Source organism: Sphingosinithalassobacter sp. CS137, assembly GCF_014334115.1.
In the GTDB taxonomy this organism is placed as follows: Bacteria; Pseudomonadota; Alphaproteobacteria; order Sphingomonadales; family Sphingomonadaceae; genus Sphingomonas.
This window is the reverse complement of record NZ_CP060494.1, coordinates 1,200,297-1,218,341: the sequence shown is the minus strand read 5'-3', so window position 1 is coordinate 1,218,341 and position 18,045 is coordinate 1,200,297. Positions and strand designations below refer to the sequence as shown.

18 protein-coding genes are annotated in these 18,045 nt (G+C 66.8%); 5 read left to right on the top strand and 13 right to left on the bottom strand.

Translation table 11 applies throughout. The features are described from left to right. Positions 1–38 precede the first annotated feature (38 nt). The 4 genes from H7V21_RS05925 (at position 39) to H7V21_RS05910 (ending at position 3,695) form a co-directional block, all read left to right on the top strand. The gene (locus tag H7V21_RS05925) at positions 39–869 is read left to right on the top strand and encodes a universal stress protein (protein ID WP_188055928.1); all 831 of its coding nucleotides are present in this window, start codon (positions 39–41) and stop codon (positions 867–869) included. Positions 870–890: 21 nt separating this feature from the next. Continuing rightward, a complete protein-coding gene (locus H7V21_RS05920) occupies positions 891–1,715 on the top strand; it encodes a universal stress protein (protein ID WP_188055927.1) in 825 nt (274 codons plus the stop codon). 42 nt (positions 1,716–1,757) lie between these two features. Next, positions 1,758–3,470, top strand: coding sequence for a cation:proton antiporter (locus H7V21_RS05915; protein ID WP_188055926.1), 1,713 nt, complete (start codon positions 1,758–1,760; stop codon positions 3,468–3,470). Between the two features lie 63 nt (positions 3,471–3,533). Next, positions 3,534–3,695, top strand: a complete 162-nt coding sequence (locus H7V21_RS05910) for a hypothetical protein (protein ID WP_188055925.1) — start codon at positions 3,534–3,536, stop codon at positions 3,693–3,695. 19 nt (positions 3,696–3,714) lie between these two features. On the opposite strand, the gene H7V21_RS05905 is transcribed toward H7V21_RS05910, so the two are convergent. From H7V21_RS05905 to H7V21_RS05875, 7 genes are all read right to left on the bottom strand, one after another. Further along, on the bottom strand, positions 3,715–4,404 hold the full coding sequence (locus H7V21_RS05905) for an HAD-IA family hydrolase (protein ID WP_188055924.1): 690 nt from the start codon (positions 4,402–4,404) through the stop codon (positions 3,715–3,717). 7 nt (positions 4,405–4,411) lie between these two features. Next, the gene (locus H7V21_RS05900) at positions 4,412–5,329 is read right to left on the bottom strand and encodes a cation diffusion facilitator family transporter (protein ID WP_188055923.1); all 918 of its coding nucleotides are present in this window, start codon (positions 5,327–5,329) and stop codon (positions 4,412–4,414) included. A 34-nt stretch (positions 5,330–5,363) separates the two neighbouring features. Next, positions 5,364–6,395, bottom strand: coding sequence for a tRNA preQ1(34) S-adenosylmethionine ribosyltransferase-isomerase QueA (gene queA / locus H7V21_RS05895; protein ID WP_188055922.1), 1,032 nt, complete (start codon positions 6,393–6,395; stop codon positions 5,364–5,366). Positions 6,396–6,458: 63 nt separating this feature from the next. Beyond that, entirely contained in the window at positions 6,459–7,130 is a 672-nt protein-coding gene (locus H7V21_RS05890; RefSeq protein ID WP_188055921.1) for a peptidylprolyl isomerase, read from the bottom strand. 83 nt (positions 7,131–7,213) lie between these two features. Continuing rightward, entirely contained in the window at positions 7,214–7,723 is a 510-nt protein-coding gene (coaD, locus tag H7V21_RS05885; protein WP_188055920.1) for a pantetheine-phosphate adenylyltransferase, read from the bottom strand. Positions 7,724–7,827: 104 nt separating this feature from the next. Next, positions 7,828–8,781 carry a polyprenyl synthetase family protein gene (locus H7V21_RS05880; protein ID WP_188055919.1) on the bottom strand — a complete coding sequence of 318 codons (954 nt, stop codon included), beginning with the start codon at positions 8,779–8,781 and terminating at the stop codon, positions 7,828–7,830. Next, positions 8,735–8,980, bottom strand: coding sequence for an exodeoxyribonuclease VII small subunit (locus H7V21_RS05875; protein WP_188055918.1), 246 nt, complete (start codon positions 8,978–8,980; stop codon positions 8,735–8,737). Before H7V21_RS05875 ends, H7V21_RS05880 begins: the two co-directional genes overlap by 47 nt. Positions 8,981–9,062: 82 nt before the next feature. On the opposite strand from H7V21_RS05875, the gene H7V21_RS05870 reads away from it, so the two are divergent. Next, entirely contained in the window at positions 9,063–10,445 is a 1,383-nt protein-coding gene (locus H7V21_RS05870; RefSeq protein ID WP_262504023.1) for an NAD-dependent succinate-semialdehyde dehydrogenase, read from the top strand. Between the two features lie 11 nt (positions 10,446–10,456). On the opposite strand, the gene H7V21_RS05865 is transcribed toward H7V21_RS05870, so the two are convergent. The 6 genes from H7V21_RS05865 to H7V21_RS05840 form a co-directional block, all read right to left on the bottom strand. Further along, the gene (locus H7V21_RS05865) at positions 10,457–11,458 is read right to left on the bottom strand and encodes a serine hydrolase domain-containing protein (RefSeq protein WP_188055916.1); all 1,002 of its coding nucleotides are present in this window, start codon (positions 11,456–11,458) and stop codon (positions 10,457–10,459) included. A gap of 37 nt (positions 11,459–11,495) precedes the next feature. Then, the gene (locus tag H7V21_RS05860) at positions 11,496–13,202 is read right to left on the bottom strand and encodes a long-chain-fatty-acid--CoA ligase (protein WP_188055915.1); all 1,707 of its coding nucleotides are present in this window, start codon (positions 13,200–13,202) and stop codon (positions 11,496–11,498) included. 48 nt (positions 13,203–13,250) lie between these two features. Next, positions 13,251–13,457: a hypothetical protein gene (locus H7V21_RS05855; RefSeq protein ID WP_188055914.1), complete on the bottom strand. Its 207-nt coding sequence runs from the start codon at positions 13,455–13,457 to the stop codon at positions 13,251–13,253. Between the two features lie 57 nt (positions 13,458–13,514). Continuing rightward, the gene (locus H7V21_RS05850; protein WP_188055913.1) at positions 13,515–15,218 is read right to left on the bottom strand and encodes a diguanylate cyclase; all 1,704 of its coding nucleotides are present in this window, start codon (positions 15,216–15,218) and stop codon (positions 13,515–13,517) included. A 147-nt stretch (positions 15,219–15,365) separates the two neighbouring features. Next, the gene (gene clpA, locus H7V21_RS05845) at positions 15,366–17,687 is read right to left on the bottom strand and encodes an ATP-dependent Clp protease ATP-binding subunit ClpA (protein ID WP_188055912.1); all 2,322 of its coding nucleotides are present in this window, start codon (positions 17,685–17,687) and stop codon (positions 15,366–15,368) included. A gap of 135 nt (positions 17,688–17,822) precedes the next feature. Next, complete coding sequence (locus H7V21_RS05840; RefSeq protein WP_188055911.1) at positions 17,823–18,020, bottom strand: DUF1192 domain-containing protein; 198 nt, start codon at positions 18,018–18,020, stop codon at positions 17,823–17,825. Positions 18,021–18,045 lie beyond the last annotated feature (25 nt).

The window sequence follows — 18,045 nt, the reverse complement described above, 5'->3', positions numbered from 1 at the left end:
GCGGCAGGACGGCGAAGCTGTCCTTGAGGAGACCGACCGTGATTCGCGATATTCTTCTGCAGCTTGCAAGCTATCCATCGCCGACCCCTGACTGGGTGTTCGATCCCGTGGTTCGCCTTGCCGAACGCTTCGATGCGCGCATCTCGGTAGCGCTGTGTCAGGTGCACATTCCGCGCGTGTCCAACTTCCTCGCCGATCGGCTGGTCGGCGCCAACGAGGTGATCGCGCGCGAGAATGACTTGAGCCGCGAACATGCGCTGCGGCTCGCCGAGGCGTTTGTCGCGCAGGTGCCCGAGACGGTCCGGGGCGAACAGATGCTGGTCGACTGCATTTCCCGCGCCGCCGCGGCGCAGGTCGCCGCACGCGGCCGGCTGTTCGATCTGCTGGTGCTGCCGGTGCACGGCGATCCGGAACAGGAATCGCTTGCGGAGGGGCTGGTGTTCGGATCCGGCCGGCCGGTGCTCCTCCTTCCCGAGAGCGCCCGTGCGCAGCCCTGGGACCGAGTGATCCTCGGTTGGGACGGCGGACGGGCGGCGGCGCGCGCGCTCGCCGACGCGATCCCGCTGTGCCGCGCGGCGCGCGAGGTCCGGATCGTGGCGGTCGGAGGCGAAAAGCCGCTCGGACACGGTCCGGGGCTCGATTCGGTCCGCGAACATCTCGCGCGCCACGAGATCGCGGCCGAGTGCGTGGAGATCGCGGCGGACGGCAAGAATGCCGGCGCGGCGCTGTTGGACCATGCCGCTCAGGTCGGCGCCGACCTGCTGGTTGCCGGTGCCTTCGGCCACTCGCGGATGCGCGAGTTCATTCTCGGCGGCGCCACCCGCAGCCTGATCGCGGCGCCCACGCTGCCGGTCCTGCTGTCGCACTGAACGCAAAGGAGAGCGAATCCGATGACTCACTCCAACACGATCCTGCTGGCTTCCGACCTCACCGCACGTTCGGATCGCCCGACCGATCGGGCGTTCCTGGCTGCCGAGCAGCTGTCGGCCTCGGTCCTGCTCGTGCACGTCGTCGAGGGCGAGGGCGGCGATGCGAAGATCGAGGAGCATGCCCGCGAGGCGCTCGAATCGGTGATCGGTCAGGTGGCCGGAAGGGTCGAGATCCAGATCCGCCGTGGACGGGTCCAGCACGAGATCCTGGAGGTCGCGGCAGCGCGCGAGTCGATACTGATCGTCACCGGCGCGGCGCGCTTCAACAGCATCCTCGATTATGTACTCGGCACCGCGGTGGACCATCTCGTCCGTCACTCGCCGGTCCCCGTGCTGGTCGTGAAACAGAGGGCGCAGGTGCCGTATCGAAAGCTTCTGGTCGCCACCGACTTCTCGGAATGTGCGGGACATGCCCTCGAGACGGCGGCCGGCCTGTTCCCGGATGCGGCGATCACCGTCTGGCACAACTGCCACTCCGCCTATGAAGCCTTTCTAGACAAGGATTCGACGCAGGCTGAGATTCAGCAGCAGGCGGATCGCGACATGAAACGGTTCCTCGAATCGGCGCATCTGTCCGATGGCGCCAGGGAACGGGTGTCGCACATCGTCGATCTCGGCGATCTCCAGGGCCGACTTGGCAGCATGCTGAAGGAGGGCCGATTCGACCTGCTCGTGCTCGGAACGCATGGCCGCAGCGGTTTCGCGCATGCGACGATCGGCAGCCGCGCCAGCGAGATGCTGAACGCCGCCGCGTGCGACGTGCTCATGGTACGCGGCAGCAAGTGACGGGGCGGACTCCGTTGCGAGGCGGCAGCGCTCCGACAGGTCATGCACGCTGATTTCCCGCTTCTGAAGGAGATCATTCTCTTTCTCGTGGCAGCGGGGCTGGTAATGCCGCTCACGCAGCGCGCCAGGATCAGCCCGGTGCTGGGTTTTCTGTGCGTCGGCCTGCTGATCGGTCCGTACGGGCTCGGACGGCTGACGGACAGCTGGCCGGCGCTCGAGCTGCTCGTGATCAACGACCCGGCCGGTGTCGCCACGGTCGGCGAGCTCGGCGTCGTCTTTCTGCTGTTTATGATCGGCCTCGAGCTTTCGGTGGCCCAGCTCTGGGCGATGCGCCGCCTCGTGTTCGGGCTCGGCGCTGCGCAAGTCGGGATCAGCGCGGTAGCGATCGGCCTGATCGCCTATGCCTTTGGCAATGCGCCGAGGGCTTCCGTGGTGCTTGGCCTGTGCCTCGCGCTGTCTTCGACTGCGATCGTCGTTCAGCTTCTCTCGCAGCAGCTCCGCCTGTCGACGGCCGCCGGTCGCGCTGCATTCGGTGTGTTGCTGTTCCAGGACCTCGCCATTGTGCCGATCCTGTTCCTCGTCGGCATCCTGGGAGCTGGGAGCGCAGGCCCCGTGCTCCTGTCCGGCCTGCAGGCGATCGGCAGCGCCATTCTGATCATCGCGGCCATTCTCGTCATTGGAAGGCTGGTGGTCCGGCCGCTGCTGCGTATCGCGAGCGCCTCGAAAAGCCGTGAACAGTTCATGGCGGCGGTACTGCTCCTCATTCTCGGTACGGCGATGCTCACGGCTGGCGCGGGCCTTTCGATGGCGCTCGGCGCCTTTCTTGCTGGGCTGATCTTTTCCGGGACCGAATATCGCCACCAGATCAACAGCGATATCGAGCCGTTCAAGGGCCTGCTGCTCGCGCTGTTCTTCGTCTCGGTCGGCATGAGCCTCGATCCGCTCGCAGTCTGGTCCCAGCTGGGGCTGGTGCTGGTCTCTGCGCTCGGGCTGATCGTGCTAAAGGCGCTGGTCCTTTATCCGCTCGGTCGAGCCTTCGGGCTTTCCACGCCGGTCGCCGCCGAAGCCGCGATCCTGCTGGGCGAAGGCGGCGAATTTGCGGCCGTCGCGATCACTGCGGCGTTGGCGGTGGGCGTGATGGAGCGCGAGCTTGGCCAGCTCATGCTCCTCGTCGTGGTCGTCACCATGTTTCTCACGCCCGGCCTTGCGGCGCTGGCACGCTGGACGGGCGCGGCGCTGGCCAGGAGGGCGAAGGGCGCCGACGCGCCGCTCGCCGCGGAGGACGCTCAGGAACGCGTGGTGATCGGCGGCTTTGGTCGAGTCGGCCAGATGCTCGCCCGAACGCTTGAGGAAAGCCGGATTCCCTATGTTGCGCTCGATCTCGATCCCGAGCTGGTCGCGGAGCATCGAAGGCGCGGCGTTCCGCTGTATTTCGGGGATGCGAGCCGGCCCGATGTGCTCGATCGCCTCGGCATCCACAGTGCGCTGGCCTTTGCCACCACCATGGGTCAGCACGGCGCGTCCGAGCATGTGGTGCGTGCCGTCCACCGCGCCTGGCCCGCGGTGCCGGTCTTCGCGCGCGCGCGCGACGCCGAACATGCCCGCCGGCTGATCGCATGCGGCGCGACCGGCGCGGTCCCGGAGACCACCGAGGCCAGCCTGCGCCTCTCGCTCGATCTGTTGAGCGGGATCGGCATTCCCGAAGAGGCCGCGCGTGCGATCGTGGACGAGCGCCGGAACGCGCTCATGTCCTGAAGCGCCCGGCCCTACGGACCTCCCCCGGAGGCCGCTCGTTCCTTATTTGAAAGGAGAAGGGCGATGACATCCGAAACCAGTCCCGGCGACGAGGCGGCGGCCGGCACCCCGGGTACCGGCGAGAATATCTGCCCCCGCTGTGGCGGATCAGGCATGATCGACGGCGGCACCTGCCCGCAGTGCGACGGCAGCGGCAAGGTGATCGAAGGGATCGGCGGCGGCTGAATCCCGGCCGCCGCGCCGCTTACTGGTGACGCGCCACGAACTCTGCGATCTCGTCGATCTGCCGGAACAGCGCATTCGGCGCGGCACCGGCCAGCGCCTCTTCGCTCGCATAGCCCCAAAGCACCGATCCCGCGCGCATCCCGACTTCGCGCGCGGCATCCACGTCGCGCGTCTCGTCGCCGATCGCCAGCGCCTCGGCAGGGCTCACGCGCGCCCGTTTCAGCACGCGCCGAAACTTGGGCGCCTTGCCGTACAGCGACGAACCACATGCCCAGATGTCGAACTTTGCGGCATTCTCCGGTCCCAGGATCGCGCGAGCGTTCGCTTCGGAGTTGGACGTGACCAGCGCGAGCTGCACGCCGGTCGCCGCTAGCCGGTCGAGCAAGTCGCCGACGCCCGGAAACAAGTGGATCTCTCCGTGGCGGCGATAGACGAGCTTGCGGATGTAGCGCGCGATGAACGGCAGCTTCCAGTTGGGAATGCCGAGATACTGGATCACTTCGCGCGTGCTCTTGTGCCGCAGCATCTCGACTTCACCGTCGACGACAGTGCGAAAGCGGAACCGCGCGGCGAGCTGATCGACGACCGAGAGAAACCACTCGCCGCTGTCGGACAGGGTGCCGTCGAAATCGAAGATGACGAGCCTGATCGGGGACTGTTCCGCCGTCTCAGACGCGGGCGGCGCTAGTTCCGGGGCTGGCTTCGGCATTGCGGCGCTAGGCATCGCCGCACCCTCTTCCATGCATCCTGCACTCCGCTCCATTGCCCAATTCTATCTGCACCGTGGTATGGTCGATCCCGAAGTCATGCGCCAGCCGGTGCTGGAGGTCGGTGAGGAATGCGTCGCCCGGATGCCCTTCGGGCATGACGAGATGTGCGGTCAATGCGGCTTCGGTGGTGCTCATCGGCCAGATGTGAAGATCGTGGAGCCGCGCCACTCCCGGCAGCGCGAGCAGCGCATCCGCGACGGCATCGGCATCGATGTTCCTCGGCACGGCCTGCAGCGCCATCGTGAGCGATTCCTTGAGAAGTCCCCAGGTGCTCCAGAGGATCACCGCGACGATGAGCAGGCTCGCGAGCGGATCGATCCACCGCGCCCCGGTGAAGAGGATCAGTGCCCCGCCGATCACGACGCCCGCCGACACGGCGGCGTCCGCCGCCATGTGGAGAAAGGCGCCCCGTACGTTCACATCGCCCTTGCGCCCGCTGACGAAGAGCAGCGCGGTGGCGGTGTTCACGAGAATCCCGATGCCGGCGACGAGCATCACGGTCGCTCCGGGCACCGGCGGCGGATCGGCGAAGCGCTGGCTCGCCTCCAGCGCAATGGCGCCGACCGCGACCAGCAGCAGGATGGCGTTCGCGAGCGCGGCGAGGATCGAGGAACTGCGCAGCCCATAGGTGAACCGCTTCGACGGCGGTCGCTTCGCGAGCTCGGCACCGCCCCAGGCGATCAGCAGCCCCAGCACGTCGGACAGGTTATGGCCCGCATCGGCCAGCAGGGCCATCGAGCCGGTGACGATCCCTGCCGCTCCCTCGACGCCGACGAATGCCAGGTTGAGCACCGTGCCGATCGCGAAGGCGCGGCCGAAGTCGCGCGGAGGGGCGTGATGATGGTGGTCGTGATTCGCGCCCATTGGCCGTTTCATAGCGGTGAGCGGGCGGGTGATACTAGCGCTCCGGCAGCAACAGGCTCGCGTCGCCGTAGGAATAGAAGCGATAGTCGGCCGCAACGGCGTGGGCATAGGCCGCCTGCATCCGCTCCAGCCCCATCAGCGCCGATACCAGCATGAACAGCGTCGAGCGCGGCAGGTGGAAGTTGGTCATCAGCCCGTCGATGCCGCGAAACCGGTAGCCCGGGGTGATGAAAATCGCGGTGTCGCCTTCGAAAGGGTGGATCGTGCCGCCTTCGTCGGCGGCGCTTTCGATCAGCCGCAGGCTGGTCGTTCCGACCGCGATCACGCGTCCGCCGCTCGCGCGTACGGCGTTCAGCCGATCGGCCGTGGCCCGGTCGATGCGGCCCCATTCGGCATGCATGCGATGTTGGTCGGTGTCCTCGGCCTTGACCGGCAGGAAAGTGCCCGCACCCACGTGAAGCGTCAGCGTGGCATGGCCGATCCCCGCCTGCCCCAGCGCCGTCATCAGCCCGGGCGTGAAATGCAGTGCGGCGGTGGGAGCGGCCACGGCGCCAGCCTCCCGCGCGAACATCGTCTGATAGTCTTCGGCGTCGCGTGCATCGGTGCCGCGCTTGCTGGCGATGTACGGCGGCAGCGGCATGGTGCCGGCGCGCTCGAGCAGCAGCTCGACGGGCTCGTCGCTGGCGAAATCGAGCGCGAAGCTGCCGTCGTGGCCGCGCGCGCCGGCAACGGCAACCACGCCGTGGCCGAAGTCGATGGCGTCGCCTTCACGCAGCCGCTTGGCGTTGCGGATGAACGCACGCCAGCGTCGCGGCCCCTCGCGCTTGTGCAGTGTCGCGCCGATCTTCGCCTCGCCGCGCCTGCCTTCGAGCTGTGCGGGGAGGACGCGCGTGTCATTGAAGACGAGCAGGTCGCCGGGGCGCAGCTGACTCGGCAGGTCATGGACGTGCAGGTCGCGCGTGGCGTCCCCGTCGAGCACCAGCATGCGCGCGTGATCACGCGGGCTGGCGGGACGCAGCGCGATCCGCTCGGGCGGGAGTTCGAAATCGAAAAGGTCGACGTTCACAATTCTCGTCCGGCCGGGGAATGGGGTCGGTTCCGGCGCGGGCGGAGATCGCCCGTCGCTTCCTCAGCTCGGCGGCAGCGTGATCTCTTCCTCGCCTTCGGAAAGCACGCGCGCCGGCGCCTGATACGGCGGGGGATTGTCGGCGGCGATATAGGCGTGGAGGATGCGCGTGGGGTTCGCCGGCGGCTCGCCGCGCGTGATCGCGTCGACATGCTCCATGCCGTCGATGACGCGGCCGAACACCGTGTATTTCTGGTCGAGCGACAGGCGCGGCACGAAGGTGATGAAGAACTGGCTGTTGGCGCTGTTGTTCGCCGCGGTTTCGGTTGCCTCGTCTGCGTCCGGCGGTGCGCTTTCGCGCGCTGCGGATACGGCGCCGCGCACATGCGGAAGATAGTTGAACTCCGCCTCGACGTCCGGGAGCTCCGATTCGCCCGCTCCGGTGCCCAGCGGATCGCCGCTCTGTGCCATGAAGCCTTCGATCACGCGGTGGAAGGTGAGGCCGTCGTAGAAGCCGTCGCGCGTCAGCGTCTTCACGCGCTCTACCATCTTGGGCGCGACGTCCGGGCGCAGCCAGATAGTCACGCGTCCACCGCTCGAAAGATCGAGCAGCCAGAGATTCTCGAGATCGGTTGTGGCGGGCGGCGTCGGGTGGTTGGTTGGGATCACCTGGGCCGCGGCGGGCGCGACGGAGAACAGGCCAAGGAAGGCGAAGAGCGCGGCAACGAAACGCATGAAGTCAGTTCCGATCGAAGACAGGGATCGTCTGCGGTTTAGGCAATTCGGCGCGCCAGGCAAAGCCCTTCCGAACGTGTGCCTCAGCCGGAGCCCTTGCGGCCGATCTTCTCGACCCGCGCCACCACTTCCGCTTCGACCGCCGGTGTCACGAACTTGTGAATCGCTCCGCCGAACAGGGCGATCTCCTTCACCAACCGGCTGGCGATCGGCTGGAGCGACACGTCCGCCATCAGGAAGACCGTCTCGATGCGCGGATTGATCTGCTGATTCATGCCGGCCATCTGATACTCATATTCGAAATCGGCGACGGCGCGCAGGCCGCGCACGATCACGCTCGCGCCCTCGCGCTCGGCGAAGTCCATCAGCAGCGAATCGAAGCTGACGACGTGGATCTCGCCTTCCAGCGACGAAACCTCCCGCTTCACCATCGCCATCCGTTCCTCGACCGCGAACATCGGATTCTTCGAAGGATTGGTGGTCACGCCGATCACCAGCCGGTCGACCAGCTTCGCGCCGCGCCGGATGATGTCCATGTGGCCGAGCGTGATCGGATCGAAGGTGCCGGGATAGACACCGGTGCGGGTGGTCATGATCTTCGCGGACCCTCTGTTGTCGCCTGCGCGCGACACCCTTCAGCGGTTCAACGCGAAAAACAAGTCGTGCGCATTCCGGCTGCCGTAGCGACCGGTCGCGATCACCGGTCCCGCTCGAGCACGAAACGGGCGATATCGCGCAGAAGGTCGGCCTCTGCGCCATAGCTGCGCAGATGCTCGACTGCCTGGTCGACCAGCATCCGTGCCTGTTCGCGCGCCCGATCGAGCCCGAGCAGCGTGAGGAACGTCTCCTTGCCCGCTGCCCCGTCCTTGCGCAGCCGCTTGCCCGCCTTTTGCTCATCGCCGGTCGCGTCGAGAATGTCGTCGGCGATCTGAAAGGCGAGGCCCAGGTCGTGCGCATAGCCGCGCAGGCCGGTGCGGCCCTCCGGCGCCAGCCGGCCCAGGATCGCGCCCGCCTCGACCGCGCAAGCGATCAGCGCGCCGGTCTTCATCGCCTGGAGCCGTGTGACCGTCGGCAGATCGAAGCTCTTGTGCTCCGCCACCAGGTCCATCATCTGCCCGCCTGCCATGCCCCCCGCGCCGGATGCGCGCGCGAGTTCGCCGATCAGCTCGGCACGGACGAAGGGATCGGGATGAGTCGCCTCATGGGCAAGGATTTCGAAGGCGAGCGCGTGGAGGCAGTCGCCCGCCAGGATCGCAGCCGCTTCGCCATAGGCCTTGTGAACGGTCGGCTTGCCCCGCCGCAGATCGTCGTCGTCCATCGCCGGCAGATCATCGTGCACCAGCGAATAGACGTGGATACATTCGATCGCCGTCGCGACGCGGCCCATCGGATCGTGATCGACACCGAAGAGCCGGGCGGTGGCGAACACGAGCAGCGGCCGCAGTCGCTTGCCGCCGCCGATCGCGGCGTGGCGCATCGCCCGATACAGATCCTCGCGCGGATCGGAGGGGACCGGCAGGAGAAGATCGAACCGCCGATCGATCTCCGCCGAGACTTCGCGAAGCGCCGCGGACAGCGCGAGCGAGGCGTGCGTCACGGGCGGATCAGCCGGCGTCGAACGGAGCGGCGCCGGTCGGCCGCCCTTCGGCATCGACGCGAATGGCTTCGATCCGCGCCTGCGCCGCGTCGAGCCGCGCGGCGCACTGGCGGCGCAGCCGGTCGCCGCGCTCATAGAGGTCGATCGCTTCCTGAAGCTGCGCCTCGCCGCTTTCGAGCCGCGCGACGATCCGCTCCAGCTCTTTCAACGCCGCTTCGAACGAAAGCTCGGCGATATCCGTATCCTCTGCCATGGCCGCGCTATGCGGCAGGCGATGGCGCGATTGCAACTCCCGATGGACCGGCGGGTTGTGGGAGCGAGCAAAAGGAGCGGCCATGTTCACCAGCATCAATCCCGCCACCGGCGAGCAGCGCGAGGCGATACCCGAAATCGACGACGGGGGCGTCAACTTCGCCTTGGAGCGGGCGCAGACCGCATTCCGCTCGTGGCGCGACAGCGACATCGCGCGGCGCACCGAACTGCTGATCGCAATCGCCGACCGGTTCGAGGCGAACAAGCGCCACCTCGCCGAAACCTGCACTGCCGAAATGGGCAAGCCGATCGCGCAGGCGATCGCCGAGGTCGAGAAATGCGTCGCCGGCTTTCGCTATTATGCCGAGCAGGGCCCCGCGCATCTGGAGCCGGTGACGATCGACACGGCGAGCGGCAAGGCGGTGGCGCGGTGGCTGCCGCAGGGGCCGGTGCTCGCCATCATGCCGTGGAACTTCCCCTATTGGCAGGTGGTGCGCTTCCTGGCGCCCACGATCCTGGCGGGCAATGTCGGGCTGCTGAAACACGCCTCGATCACGCAGGGATGCGCAGCGCTGATCCAGCAGATGGTGAGTACCGCGGGCGCGCCCGACGGCGTGTTCCAGAACCTGCCCATCAAGTCCGACAAGGTGTCCGATATCATCGCTGACGATCGGGTGGTGGCGGCCACGCTGACGGGCAGCGAGGGCGCAGGCGCGAAGGTAGCCGAGGCGGCGGGCCGCGCGCTCAAGAAGGTGGTGCTCGAACTCGGCGGGTCGGATCCGCTGATCGTGATGCCCTCGGCCGACATGGATGCCGCGGTGAAGAACGCAGTGAAGGCGCGCGTCCAGAACGCGGGCCAGTCGTGCATCTGCGCCAAGCGGATGATCGTGCACAGCGACGTCTATGACGAATTCCTCGATCGGTTCGCGGAGGGAATGAAGGCAGTGAGGATCGGCGATCCGATGGACGAGAATACCGAGTTGGGGCCGCTCTCCAGCATCGGGCAGCGCGACGCCGTGCTGGAGCAGGTCGCCCGCGCGAAGGAAGCCGGCGCGACATTGCTGTTCGGCGCGGAGAAGATCGACCGCGAGGGAGCATGGATGACACCCGGCGTGCTGACCGACGTACCGCGCGACAGCGAGACGGCGCAGGAGGAAGTGTTCGGCCCGGTCGCGATGGTCTTCAAGGCAGGCGACATCGACGAGGCGATCGCTATCGCCAATGACGTTCCCTATGGCTTGGGATCGAGCGTGTTCACGCAGGACGAGGCCGAAATCGAGCGTTTCGTGCGCGACATCGAAGCGGGAATGACGGCAGTGAACACGATGCTCGCCTCGACGCCCGAAGCACCGTTCGGCGGTGTGAAGCGCTCTGGCCACGGCCGCGAGCTGGGGCCCTGGGGGCTGCACGAGTTCATGAACCTGAAGAGCGTGATGTACGGCGGCGGACAGGCGGGCGGCGACTGAGCCGCGCTGGCTCAGTCGAGCGTCACTCCCAGCCGCTCGCGCACCCAGTCGGACTGGCGCTGCTCGACCAGATCGACCGCATCCTCGTTGGTCATGATCGCATAGCCGGTGTCGGTGACCGGATCATAGACCGCCCGCGACTTGAACGCGCCGTTGCTACCGCTCTTCCAGCTGAGCTGGTGCATCACGCCATCCACGGTGACGCTGCGCGTGCGGCCGCCGAGGCCATAGTGGCTTTCCGGGCTGGCCACCGTCTCCAGCGCGCGGCGGTCCGCTTCGGGATAGCCGGGCGTATAGGGATGGCGCAGCAGCCGGATGAGGTCGGCGGGAGTCGCGGCGGTGCCGCCCGCGCAGACGAGATAGGGCGGGATCGGCAGCGTCTGTCCCAGCGGGCGCACCGGATCGGGGCCCGGAAGCGTGCCGGTGAAACTGGTGCTGCTCGCCATGCCGGCGGGCTCGTACACCCGCTCTCGCAGCACGTCGTGGATCGACTGTCCGCTCGCGCGCTCGAGGATCGCCTGGACGAATGTCCAGTTGAGGATGGCATAGTCGAAGGCGGTGCCCGGCGCGTCTTCGGTGTAGCGGGTGCCGAAGCGATTGACCGCCTCCATCGGCGTGAGGTCGAGCGCGAGCGTTGCTGCCGGATCGGCGCGCACGGCCGCCATCAGCCCGTCGGCGATGCCGCTGCGGTTCTGCAGCAGTTGCTCCAGTGTGATCCGATCGGCGTGCGCACCGCGATAGTCGGGAAGCAGCGTCGCCAGGGTGTCGGTAAGGCGCAGCCTGCCCGCGCGCTGAAGATCGAGCGCCGCGAGCGTGCAGGCAAATTTGGAAATCGAACCCGCTTCGTAGCGTGCATCGGCGCGGCCGCTCGCGTTCGTGCGCGTGACGATCTCGCCGTCCGGGAGGAGCTCGGCCTCCACATAGCTGATGTTGCTCGGGGCGGTCTGCGCCGTGGCAGGCAGGGCAGGGGCGGCGAGCGCCAGCGCCGCCGACAGGAGGAGCAGTCTTCGCATGCCCACTGTATTACACACGCAATACAGCGCTGCAAGCTCAGCGCCCCGTGCCGTCCGCCTCGGCCATCACTTCGGCGATGAGATCCTTGCGGCTCAATTTGCCGATCATCGTCTTTGGCAGCTCCTGGCGGATCACCACCCGATCGACTCGCTCGTGCTTGCCCACCTTGGCGTTGAGCCATTCCGTCAGCTCGGTATCGGTCGCGGATGCCCCTTCGATCATCGTCACATAGGCGCGGGGGTGCTCGCCCAGATACGTGTCGGGCAGTCCGATCACGAGCGCTTCCTTCACGGCGGGGTGGCCGTAGAGGATGTGTTCGATCTGGCTCGGGAAGACCTTGAAGCCGCCGACGGCGATCATGTCCTTCAGCCGGTCGACCACGCGGATGAAACCGTCTTCGTCGATGGCGCCGACGTCGCCGGTGCGCAGCCAGCGCCGCCCGTCCGGAGTGTCGACGAACACCCCGGCGTCGGCTTCGGGCCGATTCCAATAGCCTTTCATGATCTGCGGCCCGTGGATCACGATCTCGCCCGGTTCGCCGTCCGGCGCCGGCTTGTGCGGATCGCCCTTGTCGACCAGTGCCACGCTGGTCGCCTGGATCGGCTGGCCGATCGTGCCGGGTTTGTTGTGACCGGCATAGGGATTGCTCGAGACCACGCCCGAGCTTTCCGACAGACCATAGCCTTCGATCAGCGTCGATCCCGTCGCCGCTTCCCAGCGCTGCTTCAGTTCCTGGGGCAATGGCGCGCCGCCGGAGACGCAATAGCGCAGTGCCGAAAAATCGGTGCGCGCGATCTTGGGATGATCGAGCAGCGCCTGATACATGGTCGGCACGCCGGGGAGCGCCGTCGGCTTCGTCCGGTCGATCGCGGTCAGCGCCTGTTCGGCGTTGAAGCGCGGCAGCATCACGATCTCGCCGCCGGTGGCCACCGTGCGGTTGAGCACACAGGTGTTGGCGAAGACGTGGAACAGCGGCAGCACGCCGAGGATGCGGTCGGTGCTCTGCCCCAGCTCGGGATCGAGTCGGGCGACCTGGCGGGCGTTGGCCGACAGATTCTGGTGCGTGAGCATCGCGCCCTTGGGCGTGCCGGTGGTGCCGCCGGTATATTGGATCAGCGCGACGTCCTGCTCGGGATCGAGCTCGGGGCGTTCGCAGCCGCCGTCATTGTCGATCAGCGCCGAAAAGGCGGAAACGCGCGGATCGTCGGGCCGCTTGGCAACCTCGCTGCCGCGGAGCAGCCGGTAGAACAGCGACTTTGCGGGCGGCAGGGCGCCCGCCACCGATCCCACCACCAGCCGTTCGAGGCCGCTCTTGTCGAGCACCTCGAGCGCAGTCGGCAGCAGCGCGGAGGCGGAGATGGTGAACAGCAGCCGGGTACCCGAATCGGCGACCTGTTCGGAGAGTTCGTCGACCGTGTAGAGCGGCGAGAAATTGACCGCCACTGCACCCAGCTTGAGGATGCCGTAATAGGCGGCGGCATAATGCGGCACATTGGGCAGGAAGAGCCCGATCCGGTCGCCGCGTCCGTAGCCCAGTGCCTTCAGCCCGCAGGCGACGCGATTCGCGCCGTCGAGCGTCTCGGCATAGCTGAACTTGCGCCCCATGAAATCGATCAGTGGGCGAGGGCCGCAGCGTTGCGCGCTTTCTTCGAAAAGATCGACCATCGAAAGGGGAGGGAATTCGGCGTCCCAGGGACCGGGATGCCGATATGCCGCGCGCCACGCCTGCTCGGGAGTATTCATTGACACAGGTGTAAGCGGCTCGCTCCGCTCAGGCAAGCAGCGCTAGCGCTAGTCGCGCAGCCGCTTGCTGCTCCAGGTCACCAGCAGCGAGACGGCGAGGAGGCCGATGTTCACACCCGCCTGCATCCGGCTGGGTGCGCTGTCGTCCGCCGAATGGGCCAGTATGCGAATATCTGCGCTCGGCGGCTTCATCGCGAGACCGGCGACCAGCAGGAGCCCCATGACGGCAAGGACGATCCTACGTCGGCTACGCATGCTACACCTCGTTTCGCTGCGCCATCTCTACTGACGCTTCGGTGCCGGCGCAACCGATCACGCCGCCGCGGCGGGCGTTTCTGGGCGTGCGGCGCGGGCGCGGTCGCGGCCGGCAGCCTTGGCATCGAAAAGCGCGGCGTCGGCGCCGCGATACAGCGTCTTCCACTCGATTTCCGTCGCGAGCGGGCCGCTGCACACGCCGACGCTGGCGGTTACTGACAGATCGAACGGCATGCGTGCGGCGCGCAGCCGCGCGAGCAGCGCCTCGGCGGGCACCGGCTCGTCGCTGTGGGTGATGATCGCGAATTCCTCGCCGCCCAGCCGCGCGACGAGCGCACTCGCCGGAACGCTGGCGCGCAGCACGCGGGCGAACACGCGCAGCACTTCGTCGCCGCCGTCGTGGCCCAGCGTGTCGTTCACTCGCTTGAAATGGTCGATGTCGGCGATCAGCAGCGTCTGACGACCGGTGCGGCCGATCGAATGCTCCAGAAAGGCGCGGCGGTTGAGCAGCCCGGTCAGCGGATCGGTTTCCGCCAGCCGTCGCGCCATCGTCTCCGCGGTGATCGCCTCGTCGCGCTCGCGGCTGAGGATGCGGATGCGATAGGCGATCGCGAGACTCGAGATCAGCGCCTCGGCCGCCATCGACAGGATCGTCGAATTGTCGAGCCAGAAGTTCCAGGGGATCAGCCCCAGATTGTGCAGCGCGCGAGCCACCGCGGTGCTGATCGGCAGCGCCCAGGCGACTGCGAACAGCCAGAGATAGTTGCTTCGCTGTCGCCACGCCCGCCACAGCATCGGCGCCAGCACCGCCGGCACGGCCAGGAAGATGAGGGCATAGAGCCGGTCGGCCAGGTGAATCGCATAGGGCGCGAACAGGAAGAAGCCGAACCCGGCGGTCACCAGCGCGACGACCATCGCGGTGGTGAGCCGTCCCATCCATCCTTCGAACACGCGTGCCTCGAAGAAGGTGCGCGCAAAGACGAGCGCCGCGGCGCCCGAGAGTGCGAGCATCAGATGGTTGACTCGCAGCCGCGTAGTGTTCGCGATCTCCGGCCATAGCCAGGCCAGAGCGCCCGACGAGGAGACGGCATAGATCAGAAGTCCGCCGACCATCGCGCAATAGGCCAGCTGAAACCTGTGGCGCAGTGCTCCCCACAGGGCGAGATTGTACACGACCAACGCGATGCACAGGCCCCCGAAGGCGGCATAGACGGCGCCCATCACGAGATTGGACTGAGTCGACTGGTCGCGCGTTGCCAGGCGCGGACCGATCAGAATGCCGCGCAGATTGGCCGCATCCTTCACATGCCACAGGACGCGGACGACCTCCGCCTTGCGGAGCGGCAGCTCGTGCTCGACGATCGCGCCGAGTTCGATGTGGCGCGAGATGCCCGAGGCATCGGCCGTTTCTGTCGCCACTTCGCCGTCGGCATAGAGGACGTGAACATCGAGGCCGCGTTGCCATACGCTGGCGATGCGGACCGTCAGCGGCCGCCGGGCGCGCGAGCGTTCGCCGATGTCGGAGGAGAGAACCCAATAGTCACCGGACCCGAACTCGGCCTGCGGCGTGGCGCAGTCGAAGCGTTCCGGCTGGCGGAGAAGCGTTGCCGGGTCCATGCCCGGCTCGGCGGGAAGAATGCAGACCCGCAGCGGCGTGCCGACCACGCCGCCTGCCGCGCGCGATGGCGCAGGCGCCAGCAGCGCGGCTGAAAGGCACAGCAGCCCCAGCGCCCAAAGTAACAGTCCCCGCCCCGATCCCATACCGGAATTATAGGCGCTCGATGGCGAAGGAGTGATTAAGATCGCTCCAGCGGAGGGCGATCCGACAAGATTTTAGCGGGCGGGCGCTGCTGCACCGCGCGTCGCGGTTCCGGGCCGACTCCGTGGGAGGAACCGGCCCGGTTGCCTTTATTTGGCTTCGGCTTTGGCCGCCTTGCTGCCGCCCTTCTTGCGCGGCTTCTTGGGTGGCGCGGGGACGATCTCGAAGGCGAGCGCGCCGTCCTTCATATGGACGTTCACTTCGCCGCCGTGGAGCAGCTTACCGAACAGCAGTTCCTCGGCCAGCGGCTGCTTGATCTTCTCCTGGATCAGGCGACCCATCGGGCGCGCGCCATACAGCTTGTCGTAGCCGCGCTCGGTGAGCCACGCCTTCGACTCGTCGTCGAGCTGGATGTGCACCCCGCGATCGGCGAGCTGAAGCTCGAGCTGCAGGATGAACTTCTCGACCACGCGCTCGACCACTTCGGGCGGCAGGTATCCGAACGGCACGATCGCATCGAGGCGGTTGCGGAATTCGGGGGTGAAGAGATTCTTCACGGCTTCTTCCTGCACGTCCTCGCGGCTGATGTTGCCGAAGCCCACGCTTTCCTTGGCCATGTCCGACGCACCGGCATTGGTGGTCATGATGAGGATGGTGTTGCGGAAATCGACCGTCTTGCCGTGGTGATCGGTGAGCTTCCCGTTGTCCATCACCTGCAGCAGGATGTTGAACAGATCCGGATGCGCCTTCTCGATCTCGTCGAGCAGCAGCACGCTGTGCGGCTGCTGGTCGACAGCGTCGGTGAGCAGACCCCCCTGATCATAGCCGACATAGCCCGGAGGCGCGCCGATCAGCCGCGAGACGCTGTGGCGCTCCATATATTCGGACATGTCGAACCGCTGGAGCGGGATGCCCAGGATCGTCGCCAACTGGCGTGCTACCTCGGTCTTGCCGACGCCGGTGGGGCCGCTGAACAGATAGTTGCCGATCGGCTTGTCGGGATCGCGCAGGCCAGCACGGCTGAGCTTGATCGCCGAGCTCAGCACGTCGATCGCCTGATCCTGGCCGAACACCACGCGCTTCAGATCGGTTTCGAGGTTCGCGAGCACCTTTGTGTCGTCGCTCGAAACGCTCTTCGGCGGGATGCGCGCCATCGTCGCGATCACTGCCTCGATTTCCTTCGGCGTGATCGTCTTGCGGCGGCGGCTGGGCGGAACGAGCATCTGCATTGCGCCCACCTCGTCGATCACGTCGATCGCCTTGTCGGGCAGCTTGCGGTCGTTGATGTAGCGCGCCGACAGCTCCACCGCCGACTTGATCGCGTCGGGGGTGTATTTCACGTCATGATGTCCCTCGAACGCCGAACGCAGGCCCGAGAGGATCTTGATCGTGTCCTCGACCGACGGCTCGTTGACGTCGATCTTCTGGAACCGACGCAGGAGCGCCCGGTCCTTCTCGAAATGATTGCGGAATTCCTTGTACGTCGTCGATCCGATGCAGCGGATCGTGCCGCCTGACAGCGCCGGCTTGAGCAGGTTCGATGCGTCCATCGCGCCGCCCGAGGTGGCGCCGGCGCCGATGACGGTGTGGATCTCGTCGATGAACAGCACCGCGTGCGGCAGCTTCTCGAGCTCGTTGACGACCTGCTTCAGCCGCTCCTCGAAGTCGCCGCGATAGCGGGTGCCGGCGAGCAGCGCTCCCATGTCGAGCGAATAGATCACCGCTTCCTTGAGCACGTCGGGCACGTCGCCTTCGACGATCTTGCGCGCGAGCCCCTCGGCGATGGCGGTCTTGCCGACGCCGGGATCTCCCACATAGAGCGGGTTGTTCTTGCTGCGGCGGCACAGGATCTGGACGGTGCGGTCCACCTCCGGGCCGCGGCCGATCAGCGGATCGACCTTGCCGGCCTTCGCCTTCTCGTTGAGGTCGACCGTGAACTGCTTGAGCGCGCTTTCGCCCTTGCCGCCCTTTTCCTGCTTTTCGGTCTTGGCTTCATCGGCGCCCTTGGGAGTCGCCGCCTCGGCCGCCTGACCGCCCTTGCCGACGCCATGGCTGATGTAGCTGACGGCATCGAGGCGGCTCATGTCCTGCTGCTGCAGGAAATAGACGGCATAGCTCTCGCGCTCGCTGAACAGCGCGACCAGCACGTTGCCGCCGGTCACTTCGTCGCGGCCGGACGACTGGACGTGCAGGATCGCGCGCTGGACAACGCGCTGAAACCCGCTGGTAGGCGAGGGATCGGTCACCTGATCCACCTTCAGCGCCTCGAGTTCAGTGTCGAGATAATGCGCGACGGTGGTCTTGAGCTCGCCCAGATCCACTCCGCATGCGCTCATCACCTTCGATGCGTGCTCGTCGTCGACGAGCGCGAGCAGGAGATGCTCGAGCGTTGCATATTCGTGGCGCCGCGCCGAGGCCGCTTCAAGGGCCTTGTGCAGCGTGGATTCGAGGGCGGAAGCGAAAGAAGGCATCGTATTACTCCAGTCGAGCCAGCAGCGACACGCTGGCCCGTGCTCCCAATGTCGGGAGGGTGAGCCCTCGCATCAAGCGCATCGGCTCCGCACCGGAGATGTTTGGCGTATCGCCCCGCTCCGGTGCCGTTACGCTCATCGTTTAAATAGAGCGTCCGCGCTTGCGCGATGGTTAACGGCGCGTTTTATTTTTTCGCGGCAGCGGCTGATTTCGGCCTCCAGTGCCGCGATACGCGCTTCGAGTTCCTCGACCGAAAACGGATCGAGGTCCTGCCGCGCGAGCTGCGCGGCCGGATCGTCATGACGACGCGGAAGATTCTCGTCGGCGTCCATGCCCGCTAGCGTTGACCCTGGGCCC

Bases quoted from the DNA above. Each gene is read 5' to 3' on its own strand.
- H7V21_RS05920 (WP_188055927.1), top strand. From the start codon at position 891: ATGACTCACTCCAACACGATCCTGCTGGCTTCCGACCTCACCGCACGT.
- H7V21_RS05915 (WP_188055926.1), top strand. From the start codon at position 1,758: ATGCACGCTGATTTCCCGCTTCTGAAGGAGATCATTCTCTTTCTCGTG.
- H7V21_RS05910 (WP_188055925.1), top strand. From the start codon at position 3,534: ATGACATCCGAAACCAGTCCCGGCGACGAGGCGGCGGCCGGCACCCCG.
- H7V21_RS05905 (WP_188055924.1), bottom strand. From the start codon at position 4,404: ATGCCGAAGCCAGCCCCGGAACTAGCGCCGCCCGCGTCTGAGACGGCG.
- H7V21_RS05900 (WP_188055923.1), bottom strand. From the start codon at position 5,329: ATGGGCGCGAATCACGACCACCATCATCACGCCCCTCCGCGCGACTTC.
- H7V21_RS05890 (WP_188055921.1), bottom strand. From the start codon at position 7,130: ATGCGTTTCGTTGCCGCGCTCTTCGCCTTCCTTGGCCTGTTCTCCGTC.
- coaD (WP_188055920.1), bottom strand. From the start codon at position 7,723: ATGACCACCCGCACCGGTGTCTATCCCGGCACCTTCGATCCGATCACG.
- H7V21_RS05880 (WP_188055919.1), bottom strand. From the start codon at position 8,781: ATGCCGAAGGGCGGCCGACCGGCGCCGCTCCGTTCGACGCCGGCTGAT.
- H7V21_RS05875 (WP_188055918.1), bottom strand. From the start codon at position 8,980: ATGGCAGAGGATACGGATATCGCCGAGCTTTCGTTCGAAGCGGCGTTG.
- H7V21_RS05870 (WP_262504023.1), top strand. From the start codon at position 9,063: ATGTTCACCAGCATCAATCCCGCCACCGGCGAGCAGCGCGAGGCGATA.
- H7V21_RS05865 (WP_188055916.1), bottom strand. From the start codon at position 11,458: ATGCGAAGACTGCTCCTCCTGTCGGCGGCGCTGGCGCTCGCCGCCCCT.
- H7V21_RS05860 (WP_188055915.1), bottom strand. From the start codon at position 13,202: ATGAATACTCCCGAGCAGGCGTGGCGCGCGGCATATCGGCATCCCGGT.
- H7V21_RS05855 (WP_188055914.1), bottom strand. From the start codon at position 13,457: ATGCGTAGCCGACGTAGGATCGTCCTTGCCGTCATGGGGCTCCTGCTG.
- H7V21_RS05850 (WP_188055913.1), bottom strand. From the start codon at position 15,218: ATGGGATCGGGGCGGGGACTGTTACTTTGGGCGCTGGGGCTGCTGTGC.
- clpA (WP_188055912.1), bottom strand. From the start codon at position 17,687: ATGCCTTCTTTCGCTTCCGCCCTCGAATCCACGCTGCACAAGGCCCTT.
- H7V21_RS05840 (WP_188055911.1), bottom strand. From the start codon at position 18,020: ATGGACGCCGACGAGAATCTTCCGCGTCGTCATGACGATCCGGCCGCG.